The sequence below is a fragment of the Bernardetia sp. genome, assembly GCF_020630935.1.
Taxonomy (GTDB): domain Bacteria; phylum Bacteroidota; class Bacteroidia; order Cytophagales; family Bernardetiaceae; genus Bernardetia.
In genome coordinates this window covers 1-13,089 of the sequence record NZ_JAHDIG010000006.1, presented here as the reverse complement: position 1 = coordinate 13,089, position 13,089 = coordinate 1, and the positions used below count along the sequence as shown (strand labels likewise).

Annotated in this window: 13 protein-coding genes; 3 read left to right on the top strand and 10 right to left on the bottom strand. The window is 34.0% G+C overall.

Annotated elements, in window-relative coordinates; genetic code table 11:
* Positions 1 to 45 precede the first annotated feature (45 nt).
* From rfbB to QZ659_RS02945, 10 genes are all read right to left on the bottom strand, one after another.
* The gene (rfbB, locus tag QZ659_RS02990; RefSeq protein WP_291721640.1) at positions 46 to 1,854 is read right to left on the bottom strand and encodes a dTDP-glucose 4,6-dehydratase; all 1,809 of its coding nucleotides are present in this window, start codon (positions 1,852 to 1,854) and stop codon (positions 46 to 48) included.
* Between the two features lie 145 nt (positions 1,855 to 1,999).
* Positions 2,000 to 2,461, bottom strand: coding sequence for an IS200/IS605 family transposase (gene tnpA / locus QZ659_RS02985; protein WP_291721638.1), 462 nt, complete (start codon positions 2,459 to 2,461; stop codon positions 2,000 to 2,002).
* Between the two features lie 107 nt (positions 2,462 to 2,568).
* Positions 2,569 to 3,420, bottom strand: coding sequence for an acetyl-CoA carboxylase, carboxyltransferase subunit beta (accD, locus tag QZ659_RS02980; protein ID WP_291721636.1), 852 nt, complete (start codon positions 3,418 to 3,420; stop codon positions 2,569 to 2,571).
* A gap of 296 nt (positions 3,421 to 3,716) precedes the next feature.
* On the bottom strand, positions 3,717 to 4,550 hold the full coding sequence (gene tsf, locus QZ659_RS02975) for a translation elongation factor Ts (protein ID WP_291721634.1): 834 nt from the start codon (positions 4,548 to 4,550) through the stop codon (positions 3,717 to 3,719).
* Positions 4,551 to 4,817: 267 nt separating this feature from the next.
* A complete protein-coding gene (locus tag QZ659_RS02970) occupies positions 4,818 to 5,042 on the bottom strand; it encodes a hypothetical protein (RefSeq protein WP_291721632.1) in 225 nt (74 codons plus the stop codon).
* Between the two features lie 299 nt (positions 5,043 to 5,341).
* Complete coding sequence (rpsB, locus tag QZ659_RS02965; RefSeq protein WP_291721630.1) at positions 5,342 to 6,145, bottom strand: 30S ribosomal protein S2; 804 nt, start codon at positions 6,143 to 6,145, stop codon at positions 5,342 to 5,344.
* 197 nt (positions 6,146 to 6,342) lie between these two features.
* The gene (gene rpsI / locus QZ659_RS02960; protein ID WP_291721629.1) at positions 6,343 to 6,732 is read right to left on the bottom strand and encodes a 30S ribosomal protein S9; all 390 of its coding nucleotides are present in this window, start codon (positions 6,730 to 6,732) and stop codon (positions 6,343 to 6,345) included.
* Positions 6,733 to 6,762: 30 nt separating this feature from the next.
* Positions 6,763 to 7,212 carry a 50S ribosomal protein L13 gene (rplM, locus tag QZ659_RS02955; RefSeq protein WP_291721627.1) on the bottom strand — a complete coding sequence of 150 codons (450 nt, stop codon included), beginning with the start codon at positions 7,210 to 7,212 and terminating at the stop codon, positions 6,763 to 6,765.
* A gap of 257 nt (positions 7,213 to 7,469) precedes the next feature.
* Positions 7,470 to 7,964 carry a GNAT family N-acetyltransferase gene (locus QZ659_RS02950; protein WP_291721625.1) on the bottom strand — a complete coding sequence of 165 codons (495 nt, stop codon included), beginning with the start codon at positions 7,962 to 7,964 and terminating at the stop codon, positions 7,470 to 7,472.
* Positions 7,965 to 8,009: 45 nt separating this feature from the next.
* Positions 8,010 to 8,714, bottom strand: coding sequence for an RNA ligase family protein (locus tag QZ659_RS02945; RefSeq protein WP_291721623.1), 705 nt, complete (start codon positions 8,712 to 8,714; stop codon positions 8,010 to 8,012).
* A 132-nt stretch (positions 8,715 to 8,846) separates the two neighbouring features.
* Between QZ659_RS02945 and QZ659_RS02940 the strand changes: the two genes are divergently transcribed.
* From QZ659_RS02940 to QZ659_RS02930, 3 genes are all read left to right on the top strand, one after another.
* On the top strand, positions 8,847 to 9,851 hold the full coding sequence (locus QZ659_RS02940; protein WP_291721621.1) for a hypothetical protein: 1,005 nt from the start codon (positions 8,847 to 8,849) through the stop codon (positions 9,849 to 9,851).
* A 309-nt stretch (positions 9,852 to 10,160) separates the two neighbouring features.
* Positions 10,161 to 12,395, top strand: coding sequence for a protein-disulfide reductase DsbD family protein (locus QZ659_RS02935; RefSeq protein WP_291721618.1), 2,235 nt, complete (start codon positions 10,161 to 10,163; stop codon positions 12,393 to 12,395).
* A 106-nt stretch (positions 12,396 to 12,501) separates the two neighbouring features.
* Positions 12,502 to 13,089, top strand: a 588-nt coding sequence (locus tag QZ659_RS02930) for a hypothetical protein (protein ID WP_291721615.1), incomplete at its 3' end; no start/stop codon positions are given.

Below are 13,089 nucleotides of genomic sequence, written 5' to 3'. Positions count from 1 at the left end.
AAACCATCTTGCCCTACTTACACACTTCATATAAAAATCTAATTCCTATTTTTTATTCATTCCCAGTTTAGATTTGAGAGCGTTTAGAGCATCTTTTTCTGGGTCAATGCCTAGTGCATCATTTACTTTTTTATCTAAAATAGGGTCATTTTGAGGAGAGTTTTTGCTAAAATCCTCATACAAATCTCCCAAAACTTCATCTTTCTGGATTTTGGCTTTCATGCGTTCTATCATAGAAATGGTTTCAGAAGAATCTGGCATCTTTACACGCTGCTTTTCTTTGATAGATTTTACAGTTTGAGCATGTTTTTCCATTTTGTCTTGCAACTTTCCTAATTCTGCCAACTGATTTAATGCACCATCAGCGAGTTGTTTGGAACGTTCTTGTTCCTTTAAAAGCTCCATAGCTAAGTTATTAGCTTCATTCCAATCCAAATTTCCTTCTTGCGCCTTTGCTATGATGCGTTTTGCTTTATTTTCAGCGTCCTTTTCCTTTTCTTGATAAAACTCATAGTCTTTTCTTGTTCGGATAACAGCAGCTTTTACCTCTGCCAACGCTTCTAATGCTTCATTCAGATTAGCATTATCAAAAACCTTATCATATCCTGTTGTAGAAAAAGCAGATTGATAAACGTGTTTTTCTTGCTTTGCTTCTGTCTTTGGCTCAATAGGTCTTGTTTTTAATTCTATAACTGGCTCTTCTTTGGGTTCTTTTGTGGCTTGTTGCTGTTTGGGTTGTTCTTCTGTTTTAGTTTCCTGTTTAACCTCTTGTTTGGCTTCTTTGTCTTCTACCTTTTTAGGTTGTTCTTTTTTATCAGAAGCAGCATTTTCTTTAAACTTTTCAGAATTATATAAGTCAATATACCAATTAATAGTTTTGGTAAGAGCTGTATCAAAATCTGTATCAGCTTTCCAATCTAACTCATTTTCTATTTTTGAAGAATCAATGGCATAGCGTAAATCATGCCCCGGACGGTCTTTTACAAAGGTTAGTAAGTCTTCATATTTTCCTTCTGCTTTTGGTTTGATTTCATCTAAAAGAGAACAGATTTTCTTGGCTAAATTTAGATTGTTCCACTCGTTATTTGAACCAATATTATATGACTCTCCTTTTTCACCTTTATGAAATGCTTTATCGATTCCTTTGGCGTGGTCAAGTACATAGAGCCAATCTCTAATATTTTGTCCATTTCCATAAATTGGAATGGGCTGGTTAGAGAGTGCTTTTCGAATAATAGTCGGAATTAGTTTTTCATGATGCTGTTTTTCTCCAAAATTATTGGAGCAATTTGTAATCACAACATCAAATCCGTAGGTATGAAAATAACTTCTGACAATCAAATCACTTCCAGCCTTTGAAGCACTATACGGACTGTTTGGAGCATACGGTGTAGTCTCTGTAAACAAGCCTGTTTCTCCTAATGTTCCATAGACTTCATCTGTCGAAACGTGAAGAAAACGAGTGTCTTCATAGCCTTTTTTATAAGAAAATGGAGCATCCATCCAATACTTACGAGCTACATCTACAAGCGTAAATGTTCCATGAACGTTTGTTCTGACAAAAGCCTCTGGGTCTGTGATAGAATTATCGACGTGCGACTCGGCTGCAAAATGAATAACTCCTCTGATGTCGTGTTTTGTAAAAATATGTTCTACTAATTGCCTATTGACAATATCTCCTTTGACAAACTCATAACGAGAATTGTTTTCTACCTCACTCAAATTATCCAAATTTCCTGCATACGTCAGCAAATCCAGATTAATAACTTTGTAATCTTGATGAGTTTCTAAAAAATAAGGAATAAAATTAGAACCAATAAAACCAGCTCCACCTGTTACCAAAATTGCTTTCATAGAATATATATTTTGACTTTATTTATCAAAAATGATTTATGAAAGCTAAGATAAGGAAGTTTTTATTAACAACACCGTAGGTGTAAAATCTTTGTAGAAATTCAAAAATAAGATACGAATGAAAAAAACGCCGTAGGCGTGAAATTTATTCAATCCAATCGAAGAGGTATTTTTCATCGTATTCTACCTCAAATTTTTGTAAAAAATCGATATATTCCTCCTTAAAAGTTTTCTTTCTATGATGTTCCTTTTGGTTAAGAATATAATTTATGACTCTATCTAATTGTGATTTTGAATATGAAAAAGCTCCATATCCTTCCTGCCATTTGAATTTGATTTTTGTAAAATCTTCTTGATTAATAAATTTAGAAGAATTGTTCTTTACATCACGTACCAAATCAGAAACTGACATATTTGGAGACAAACCAACTAACAGATGTATATGGTCTGGCATACAATAAACAGCTAATGGCTTTTGATTTTTTCCATTCACAATACCACAAATATACTTTTCTAACTCGTCTTTGAATGAATTTTGTATTAAACTTTGTCGACCTTTTACAGCAAATACAAACTGAATATAGATTTGGGAATAGGTATTTGGCATATTTAAAAATTTCACACCTACGGTGTTTCTAATTAAAATGTATTCTATATTTTTCTACAAAGATTACAAGCCTACGGCTTTAAATTTCGTACAAAATATATAAATATCTATTTTTTATTTTTTACCCACACCATATTCAAAAGCGAAGTCAGTTTTTCTTTGAGTTCTCTTCTATCGACAATAAAATCTAAAAATCCGTGTTCTTGTACAAACTCTGCTGTTTGGAAGCCTTTTGGAAGGTCTTTTCCAATAGTCTCACGGATTACTCGTGGACCTGCAAAACCAATAAGCGCATCTGGTTCTGCAATATTAAAATCTCCTAGCATAGCAAAACTTGCTGTTACGCCTCCCGTAGTTGGGTTTGTCAATAATGAAATATAAGGAATCTTAGCTTCTGAAAGCAGAGCTAATTTTGCAGAGGTTTTTGCCATCTGCATAAGTGAAAAACCAGCTTCCATCATACGTGCGCCACCCGATTGTGAAATTACCATCAAAGGCATGTTATTTTCAAGGCAATAATCGGCAGCACGAGAAATTTTTTCTCCTACCACAGCTCCCATCGAACCTCCAATGTATTTGAAGTTCATGGCAGTTACCATAAAATCAATTCCATTCATTTTTCCATACGCCGACTGTGCAGCCTCATTGACACCAGATTTTGCGTTGGCCTCTCCTATGCGCTGTTCATACGTCTTGGTGTCCTTAAAATTTAGAGGATTTTTTGGAGTAAGGTTAGTATTTATCTCTGTATATTTACCTCCATCAAATAAAATCTCAAAATATTGTGCAGGTGTAATAGTGAGATGATGATTATCATCTGGACATACCCAGTTATTATCCCTCAATTCTTTTTTAAGAATAATTGTACCACTAGGCGTTTTGAACCACATATTTGGAGAATCACGCTTTTCATTGGTTGGCGTAGTGATATTTTTATTTTTTCGATGAAACCAAGACATATAAATAAATTGACAATTTGTAAACTGATAATGGATAATTTATACCTCCAATTATCAATGATGGATTAAGGTATGAACTAACTCTACATCAAGCAAAAATATAGAATAGAAGTACAAAGTTAAACAATTCTGCTTATAAAATGAATCTTTCAGAGAACTCTGATTTGCATAAAAAAACGCTACACATTAGAGTATAGCGTTTTTAATATCTAAGAATGCTCTTGAGCAAATTCTAAATGTGTATTTCTTCTCAAGAAACAAGCATTTTGACCTATATTACAAGGAATATCTGTCAGCTACTCACCTACAGATACACGTTCGAAGGCTTTGATTTCCATTCCTTTTCCTTCATTTTTCACATACTGAGCAATCGTAACTTTAGGGTCTTTTACAAAAGCTTGGTTCATCAATGTATTTTCTTGAAGATATTTTTTAACATAACCTTGAGCAATACGGTCTAGGATATTTTCTGGCTTACCTTCTTCTCTTGCACGCTCTACACCGATAGCCATTTCACGCTCTGTAATTTTAGGATCAACACCGTTTTCATCAAGTGCAACTGGGTTCATTGCAGCGATTTGCATACCCAAATCTTTTCCAATAGACTCATAATCAGCACTTCCAGCATTTTCCATAGCTACCAAAACTCCTACTTTTCCGTTTGAGTGAACGTAAGCAGCTAGTTTGTCAGCAGAAAGGTGGTTGTAACCTACGATAGAGATTTTCTCACCCATTTTACCTACAAAGTCAGTGATTTTAGCTTCTAATGCTTGTCCACCAGTTTCTAATTTTAATAACTCTTCTTTTGTTGCTGGCTTTTTCTCTGCTGCAAGTTTTGCAATTTCGCCACCAAGAGTTTGGAACTCTTCATTACGAGCTACAAAGTCAGTTTCACAACCCAATCCAACGATTACACCTTCTGAATCATTGTTGAAAATTTCGATAAAAACTGCTCCTTCTGCTGTGTCTCTGTCAGCACGCTTTGCAGAAACTTTTTGTCCTTGCTTACGCAAAATATCTACTGCTGCGTCAAAATCTCCGTTTGCTTCTGTAAGAGCTTTTTTGCAGTCCATCATTCCTGCACCTGTCATCTGACGAAGTTTGTTTACTTCACTTGCCTTAATTGCCATTGCTTTTGTTATGTTTTATGTTCTTAATGAAAATTGATTAAAAACGATTTAAAAAAAGAGTGATTAGTAGCCACAAAGTTACGAATCACTCTCTATTTATGAATTATTATTACCAAAATTTAATACAATTAATTTTGTACACCAGTCTTCCCAACTGGTTGATAAGATAGTAGAATCTGTATTTTGATATGAAAAAGTTATTTCAACTTTTCCATCAGGCTGCAAGCCTGACCTACATTTAGTAATAAAAATGTAATTTTGGACTGATTAAGCAAAGTTTGAGCTTACATAATCCATATCTTCTTGCGAATTTTCACGACCACGATAATCGTTAGCAAGAATAGTTTTGAGACGATTGAGTTCTTTGCGAGCTTCTTCCAATCCTTCAGAAGAACGTTCAGATTTTTTCTTTTTGAAATAATCCGACTGAACAGTTTTTAGCTCACTAACACGCTTCTCAATCTTTAATTTGGTCTTTGTTTCGAAAGCCATAGTGATATAAGAATTTAATTTCAATTACGAATTACGAAATAGTATTCAGCGTAGCTAATTTTTCAATTACGAATTAATAATACAACTAACTCAGTAATAAGCTATTCATAAAATGTTAAATTGAAATATTTTTGATAAAATCAATTTATATTTTGAAAGTAACAAGCAGTTTCCAAAGTATTTGAATACTGTCTGTTACTTTTCTTTGTCTAGTGTATATTGAAATAATTAATTAAGGTAATGGAATAAAATGAGCAATTAATTTATCATTTATGATTCACAATTTACCATTAAGAAAATTATTCTTCTTCTTCGTTATTTTCCGAAGTAACAGCAGCTTTAGCAGGCTTTTTACCTTCATCTACTGCACGTTTTTTATCTTCTTCTTCTTGCAATTTAGCTTGCTCACGCTCTTCTTTACGCTCTGCCAAACCTTCTTCGATTGCTTTTCCAATCACTGAAGTCAAGAGAGAGATAGACTTATAAGCGTCGTCGTTTGCAGGAACTGCATAATCAACTTCATTAGGGTCTGCATTTGTATCAACAATAGCAAATACAGGAATATTAAGGCGTTTTGCTTCTTTGATAGCGATGTGTTCACGAACAATATCCACTACAAAAAGAGCAGCAGGCAAACGGTTAAGGTCTGCAATACCACCTAATACACGCTCCAATTTCTCTTGCTCACGTGTAATCATAAGACGCTCACGCTTTGCTAAGTTTTTGTATGTATCACTTTTCATCATGCGCTCAGTAGATTGCATTTTTTTGATAGACTTACGTACAGTAGCAAAGTTAGTGAGCATACCACCCAACCAACGGTCTGTAACATAAGGCATATTGAGGCGTTGTGCCTCCTGTGATACTACTTCTTGTGCTTGTTTCTTAGTCGCAACAAACATAATTTTATTTCCTCTACGAGCCATTTCTTTAATAGCTGCCGTAGTACGTTCTAGACTGGCGAGAGTCTTGTTAAGGTCAATGATGTGGATACCATTGCGCTCCATAAAGATGTAAGGAGCCATTTTAGGATTCCACTTGCGCTTCAAGTGACCGAAATGCACGCCTGCGTCCAAAAGGTCTTTATATTCTATTTTGTCCATAGTAATATTTTTACTCTGTGAAGAGAATCTAAATCAATTTCGAAACTTTGGTTCTTTTTTCTACTACATTTCTTGTAGAGGCGAGAACCACGCATTCGGGATTGTAATTTTTAAATAAAAAAAGAAGAGTTAAGAATTTTATATTTTTCCAAAATTGCCTTTTGAGAAATTTGAAAAAACAAAAGATAAAAAAATTCTTAACGCTTGCTGAATTGGAATCTACGACGTGCTTTTCTACGTCCGTATTTCTTACGTTCAACCATACGAGGGTCACGAGTAAGGAATCCTTCAGCTTTAAGAGCTGGGCGAAGTTCTGGGTCATGCTCTACTAAAGCACGAGCAATAGCAAGGCGAACAGCACCTGCTTGTCCTGCAATTCCACCACTAACTACATTAACATTTACATCAAAAACACCTACTTTGTCTGTAACAACAAATGGTTGATTGATGATGATACGCAAGATTTCTGTTGGAAAGTACTCTTCTATAGTACGACCATTTACAGTGATTTTTCCTGCACCTGGTTGCATATAAACACGAGCTACTGACTTCTTACGTCTTCCGAGGGTATGAAGAGTTGTACTCATTTATAAAATTAAATGGTTTTGGGTTTGCCTTTAGAATTTTACTTCTTTAGGTTGCTGTGCTTCATGAGGATGCTCACTACCTGCATGCACAAACAAATTACGGAATAACTCACGTCCTAAACGGTTGTGAGGCAACATACCTCTTACTGCATCTTCTACAAGTTGTGTAGGCTTACGCTGCAAAATTTGGCGTGCTGTATAAACTTTCTGACCACCTGGGTATCCAGAGTGAGTAATGATCTTTTTGTCGTTCCACTTCTTACCTGTAAGGTGGATTTTTTCGGCATTGATAACGATTACACTATCACCACAATCATTGTGAGGAGTGTAAGATGGTTTGTGTTTTCCACGCAAACGCTTCGCTACTTCACTTGCCAAACGACCAAGAGTTTGTCCTTCTGCATCAACGATGAGCCACTCACGGTTCTTTTTGCCGTCTTCTGCTGTAACAAACTCAGTTTTGTAACTAAGTGAATCCATTTTTTTGGAAATTAATTGAACAAACAGCTAATTACGAATTACGAATTAATAATTACGAATGATAATTCATAAGTCTATTCGTTAATTATAAGCAAAATACTACTTATTCAAATTGCTAAAATAATATTAACTAAGTTCTATCAAAATCATTCAGTATCAAGGCAATAACTATGAATAGCCAAAAACTCAATCCTGCTATTTTAATAGGCTTGCAAAATTAGAGGTTTTCTTATTGATTTCCAAATAGTTGTCGAAATTTATGTGTTGTAGTTTTTCATATCTAGCTGCATTTTTATATTTGCTCGCTCATAAAGTCCTTTTTCTAAAGGTATTTCCTTAAAACCTATTTTTTTGTACAAACGAATAGCAGATTCTAATTTTGTATTAGAATATAGAATGATGATAGATATAGAATGGCTTTTAGCAAAGTCTAAACAGTGTGTGAGAAGAGCTTTTCCAATGCCTTTACCTTGAGATTTTTCTGTAATTGCCATTTTTCCCAACTCAAAAACAGTAGTATTTTTTTTTAGTAAAGATGCAGTACCAATAATTTCTGAATCTTTTTCCACAAAGAAAATGTACCCTCCTTTATCAATAATTTCTTTTTTAGGGTTGGAAAGTGAAATTATATCTCCTTCTTCAAGATGAAAATATCTTTCAAGCCATTCGTAATTGAGCGTTTTTATATAATGGCTCAAATCATCTCTGTAATCAACGATTTTAAAGGATTCTTTGCTATTTTCTATTTGCATATTTGATTATATTTTTCTCACTCTGAAGAGTGAACTACAAATAAACTACATTATTTTTGTCCAACTGTTCTGATTGTTTTCTAACTGATTAAGAGTTTTAGCTTCGTAACGCCAATGCTTACTACTTGTAATTTCAAAATCATCACAAACATACTTTGCAACAGATTTAGAAAAGTCCTCATATAAAAAAGCCTCTTCTAAACGAATGACAAATCCCTCAACTTGTCTATTTTTCTGATTTTTGTAGGCTTCAAAGTTCTTTAAAATTTCTTTCTTATCATATACTCCTTCATAAATTATGGTGGGATAAGATATACCAATACTTTCAAATGTCGTTTTTGTGTCTGTCCAAGAAAGTGAAATATTACGACCTTCCTTTTCTACCCATAATGAATACCCCAAGAAAATACTTTGCAAGTCTTGATAAAAAATGGTGTGTTTGTAAAATAAATTCTCTCCACAAAGCCTCCAATTTTCTAATGATTCTAACTGTGAAGAAATATAGTTTCGAAAACGTTCCAACCAGCGATGTGACTCGTCTTTAGTGCTATCCAATGAACGAGCATGTAAATGATTTGTGTAGAGTGTGGCATTTTCACCATCCATTTTTTCCATCACCACTACTTTTTTTCCTTCAAAATCAGAGTCAGAGTAAAGAACTTTATCGTCAGAACCACGTTTGGGAGAGTAAGGCAAATGAAAAGTACGAGGATATTTGTAATAAGTGGGTAGCTTAGATTCTTGTTTCATCTTCTTCGTATTTTGTAACTAACAAATTTTGTTTTATACTTTTGATTTGCTAGTTTTCCTATGTTTTTGTTTGCAACAACAATTTTTTTTTATTTGTTCCTACTTCCATTTTTTCAATAAAACTATTACCTCTTGGGAATTCGTCGCACTTTAAAGGGCATCATCAAAGCTATTTATAGTTCTCTTCCACTTATTCGTACTTGGAATTGGGGTCGTCTTTTTTTGTGTATTATTATTTCTTGCTTCATTTGGAGTTTTCAAGCTCTCAATAAAGACAATTATCATACAACTGTCAATTTCCCTTTAGTAATAGATTATGAACGCCAAGATGTAGTTGCTTTAGAAGACCCTCCCAAATATATTTCTGTACAGGTCAGTGGAAGTGGTTGGCGACTGCTGCAAAAAACATTGGGTTTTGGCATTACTCCACTCAAAATAGAAGTAGAAGACCCTACACAAGTCAAATTTTTCACAGCAAAATCTCTAATGCCCAACATTGTACAACAGCTTAGTGATGTGAATGTAGATTTTATTGCAGAAGATTCTATTTATCTAAACTATGACAGCACTAGCACAAAACAAATTGCTCTTTTTATAGACAGCAGCAAAATTCCTTTGGAAAAAGGATATCGCATAGCCTCTCCTATTTTCTTAGACCCAGATTCTCTTACCATAAGTGGAGCATCTTCTTTTGTAAGTGCAGAACCTGATAGTTTTGAAATTTTCTTAAACGAAAATACATTAGATGAGAGCTACGATGAAATGCTTGATATTGCTTATGAGCCTCCAAGAAAAGTAAGTTTTTATCCAGAAGGTGTACAGGTAAAGTTTGAGGTAGATTTATTTTTCCCAAAAACCATTACTGTTCCTATTAGAGCTATCAATTTTCCAGAAGACTCTTCTGTATATTTAGCTCGTCAGTTGGCTGTTGTGGAATATGATGTCAGAAGAGCTAACGAAATGCAACCTATTCCTGATACACTCACTATTTTGGCAGATTATAAAACGATAGATAAAAGTGATTCGACACTACTTCCTGTTTTCTCTCCTCCTCCATTTATGGAAAATGTAAAAATTATACCTGAAAAACTTATTCTTATTTTCCCCCAAAAAAATAATCAGCGTAGAAGAAGGTAGGTAAATGTAAAATTTAGCTACGCTGAACTAGCATTTGAAAATGGATAATTAGCAGATTATGATAGTTTTAATAATTTATCTGTAAGTCAAAATCATTCTTTTTCCTGTTCTGTGACTCACAGAACAGAAAACATCTAAAGATATCCAGTATTCTAAAAAATCTTGTCCGTTAAGATTCAATAAAATACGTCTCAAAAAAATAAATAAAATTAAATTCATAACTTTAAAACAACCTCTTTCCGTTAGGGTTTGTAAATTGCGTGTTCAAATCAACGTATGATAATGTATTCATTTGTTTTTATATAAATTATGAAAAAATATTTTCCTTTTTCGCCATTTGTCTTTTTTCTGACAATAATTACTTTACTTTTTTCTTCCTCTGATGTTTCAGCCCAAATAGAACAGCATTCTAAATGGAAAACCTATACAGAACCTACTGACCTTTCTAAGGTAAAAGTAGGCGAAACTATCAAACTCTGTTTTGAAGTAGATATTGAAAAAGATTGGTATATCTATTCATCTGATTTTGATAAAACTTTAGGACCTATTGTAACAGAAGTAGTCTTTGAAAAAAGTGATGCTTTTGAGGTAGTGGGAGATTTGAAAGCAGTAAATCCCAAGAAAAAATATGACGACCTTTGGGAAGGAGAATATACCTATTTCGTAAAAAAAGGAAAGTTTTATCAGACTGTAAAAATTTTAAAGCCGACAGTTACTATTAAAGCTACACTAACCTATCAAGAATGTTCAGAAGTTTCGGGAAAGTGTATTATGCAAGAACCTGAATTTACATTCAATATAAAAGCCCAACAAACTGTAGAGGAAAAAGTAGATGAAACAAATAATACAGACGACAAAACACAAAAAGTAGAAAAAGCTGATAATCAAGCTCCAACAACTGTTAATAAAGATAATGTGGATGATAATCCTACTATTGAAAATCAAGAAACAACAGAAGTAGAAGAAAATCAAACACCCATAGAGACAAAAGCTACCAAAGCAAAAACAGCTACTTTTGATAATACAAAAAACTACATTCCAGCAGGAGACCCTTTTAAAGACTTGCCAGAAGTAACAACGGATTTGAGTGGAGAAGAAGAAAGTCTGTGGGGATTTATGATTTTGGCGTTTTTGAGTGGACTTACAGCACTTCTTACGCCTTGCGTTTTTCCTATGATTCCGATGACAGTTTCATTTTTTACATCTCGTAGTAAAAACCGTTTTGAAGGAATTGCCCGTGCGATGTTTTATGGTGCTTCTATTGTTGGACTTTATACACTAATCGGTTTTATTGTTTCTAAACTTTTAGGAGATGATGCTGCTAATTTTTTAGCTACTCATTGGTTTCCAAATACATTATTTTTTATAGTCTTTTTAGTTTTTGCTATTTCATTCTTCGGAGCATTTGATATTGTGTTGCCTTCCAAAATGGTAAATAGCATCGATAAGCAAGCTGATAAAGGTGGTTATGTGGGAATATTCTTTATGGCTCTAACACTTGTTGTGGTTTCTTTTTCTTGTACAGGTCCTATTGCAGGAAGTATTTTGGTAATGTCTGCACAAGGCGAAGTTATCAAGCCAGTTTTGGGAATGTTTGCTTTCTCTATGGCATTTGCACTGCCTTTTACCATTTTTGCGATTTTCCCATCACTTCTTTCTAACCTTCCAAAGTCTGGAGGCTGGCTCAATACTGTGAAAGTAGTTTTGGGTTTTATAGAACTTGCTCTTGCTTTCAAGTTTTTGAGTGTGGCAGACCAAGTGTATCATTGGGGAATTTTAGACCGTCCTGTTTATATCGTAATTTGGATGTCGATAGCTTTCTTTTTAGGGTTGTATTTGTTAGGAAAAATTCGCCTACCTCACGATAGCATAATGGAAAAATTAGGAGTGGGAAGACTTCTGATGGCAATTACTGCTTTTGCATTTTTCTTGTATCTTATGCCTGGTCTTTTCGGTGCGCCACTTAGTCCACTTTCTGGATATTTACCTCCACAAAGCACAAATGAGTTTGATTTAGTCGCTCTCATCAGAGGAGAGGAAGAATCAGCTACAAATGGAAAGGCGAAGTATTCAGATATTCTGCATATTCCTCACGGCATTGAAGGACATTTTGAATATTTTGAAGCTATCGAAGCAGCTAAGCAAGCTAACCAACCACTTTTTATTGACTTTACTGGACACGGCTGTCCAAATTGTAGAGAAATGGAAGCCTCTGTTTGGAGTGAGTCAGATGTTCTTTCTATTCTTAAAGATGAGCTAACTGTTGTAGCATTGTATGTAGATGAACGCCAAGAATTGACAGAAGACGAAATATATGTTTCGGCAAGAAATGGAAAAGAGATTACAACAGTAGGAAAACGAAACGCAGACCTACAGATTCGTCGTTTTGGGCAGAATGCACAGCCTAATTATTTTCTTATTAATCCCTATACGCATCAGCCATTGGTAAAGCCTGTTGGAAGAGTAGATAAGGAAAAATTCAAAGAATTTTTACAACAAGGAATTAGAGAGTTTCAAAAACAGCGTTTAAATAGTGGATTATAAAGACACGACAAAATACCTTCGCAAATGTGAGGGTATTTTTTTGGATAAAAATAAATCTATCAGTAGAAATAACTATTTTTAGATTCACATTTTAATTTTTCTAACTATGCGCATATCTATTTTTTTATCATTTTTGCTACTCTGTAGCGTCTCAATTACTACAAATGCTTCTAACCTTCTAAACTATGAAGTAGGAATATCCTCTGAAAAACCATCAAATAAGAATAATTCTGAACACTCAAATACTTCTAAAAAAAACAAGAAGAGAAAAGAACAATCTAAAAACAAGAAAGTTGAGAAAAGTCAAAAGAAAGAGCAGAAGAAAATAGCAAAAAATAGCCGAAAAGAACTTAGAAAAGCTCTTTGGAAAAACATAAAACAACAGCGACACCTACACAAAGAAAATAGAAAAAATGGCAATAAGGAAGGACGAAAAAAAATACATTGGTCTGCTTATCTAGCATTTTTTGGAGCTTTAGCAGCCTTATTGATTTTTATAGGAGTAATTGCTATTGGTGCAATGTATGCTATATTTGAATATCTTGCATCAATAGCTCTTTTATTATTACCTATCTCCATAATTAGTGGAATTATTGGTGTAAGTGTCGCATTAAATGACGACAACCAAAAATATGATAAAGCATATACTTTACTATTTGCAATATTAGGAGGAGGATTATCTTTACTAATGTTA

Bases quoted from the DNA above. Each gene is read 5' to 3' on its own strand.
- rfbB (WP_291721640.1), bottom strand. From the start codon at position 1,854: ATGAAAGCAATTTTGGTAACAGGTGGAGCTGGTTTTATTGGTTCTAAT.
- tnpA (WP_291721638.1), bottom strand. From the start codon at position 2,461: ATGCCAAATACCTATTCCCAAATCTATATTCAGTTTGTATTTGCTGTA.
- accD (WP_291721636.1), bottom strand. From the start codon at position 3,420: ATGTCTTGGTTTCATCGAAAAAATAAAAATATCACTACGCCAACCAAT.
- tsf (WP_291721634.1), bottom strand. From the start codon at position 4,550: ATGGCAATTAAGGCAAGTGAAGTAAACAAACTTCGTCAGATGACAGGT.
- QZ659_RS02970 (WP_291721632.1), bottom strand. From the start codon at position 5,042: ATGGCTTTCGAAACAAAGACCAAATTAAAGATTGAGAAGCGTGTTAGT.
- rpsB (WP_291721630.1), bottom strand. From the start codon at position 6,145: ATGGACAAAATAGAATATAAAGACCTTTTGGACGCAGGCGTGCATTTC.
- rpsI (WP_291721629.1), bottom strand. From the start codon at position 6,732: ATGAGTACAACTCTTCATACCCTCGGAAGACGTAAGAAGTCAGTAGCT.
- rplM (WP_291721627.1), bottom strand. From the start codon at position 7,212: ATGGATTCACTTAGTTACAAAACTGAGTTTGTTACAGCAGAAGACGGC.
- QZ659_RS02950 (WP_291721625.1), bottom strand. From the start codon at position 7,964: ATGCAAATAGAAAATAGCAAAGAATCCTTTAAAATCGTTGATTACAGA.
- QZ659_RS02945 (WP_291721623.1), bottom strand. From the start codon at position 8,714: ATGAAACAAGAATCTAAGCTACCCACTTATTACAAATATCCTCGTACT.
- QZ659_RS02935 (WP_291721618.1), top strand. From the start codon at position 10,161: ATGAAAAAATATTTTCCTTTTTCGCCATTTGTCTTTTTTCTGACAATA.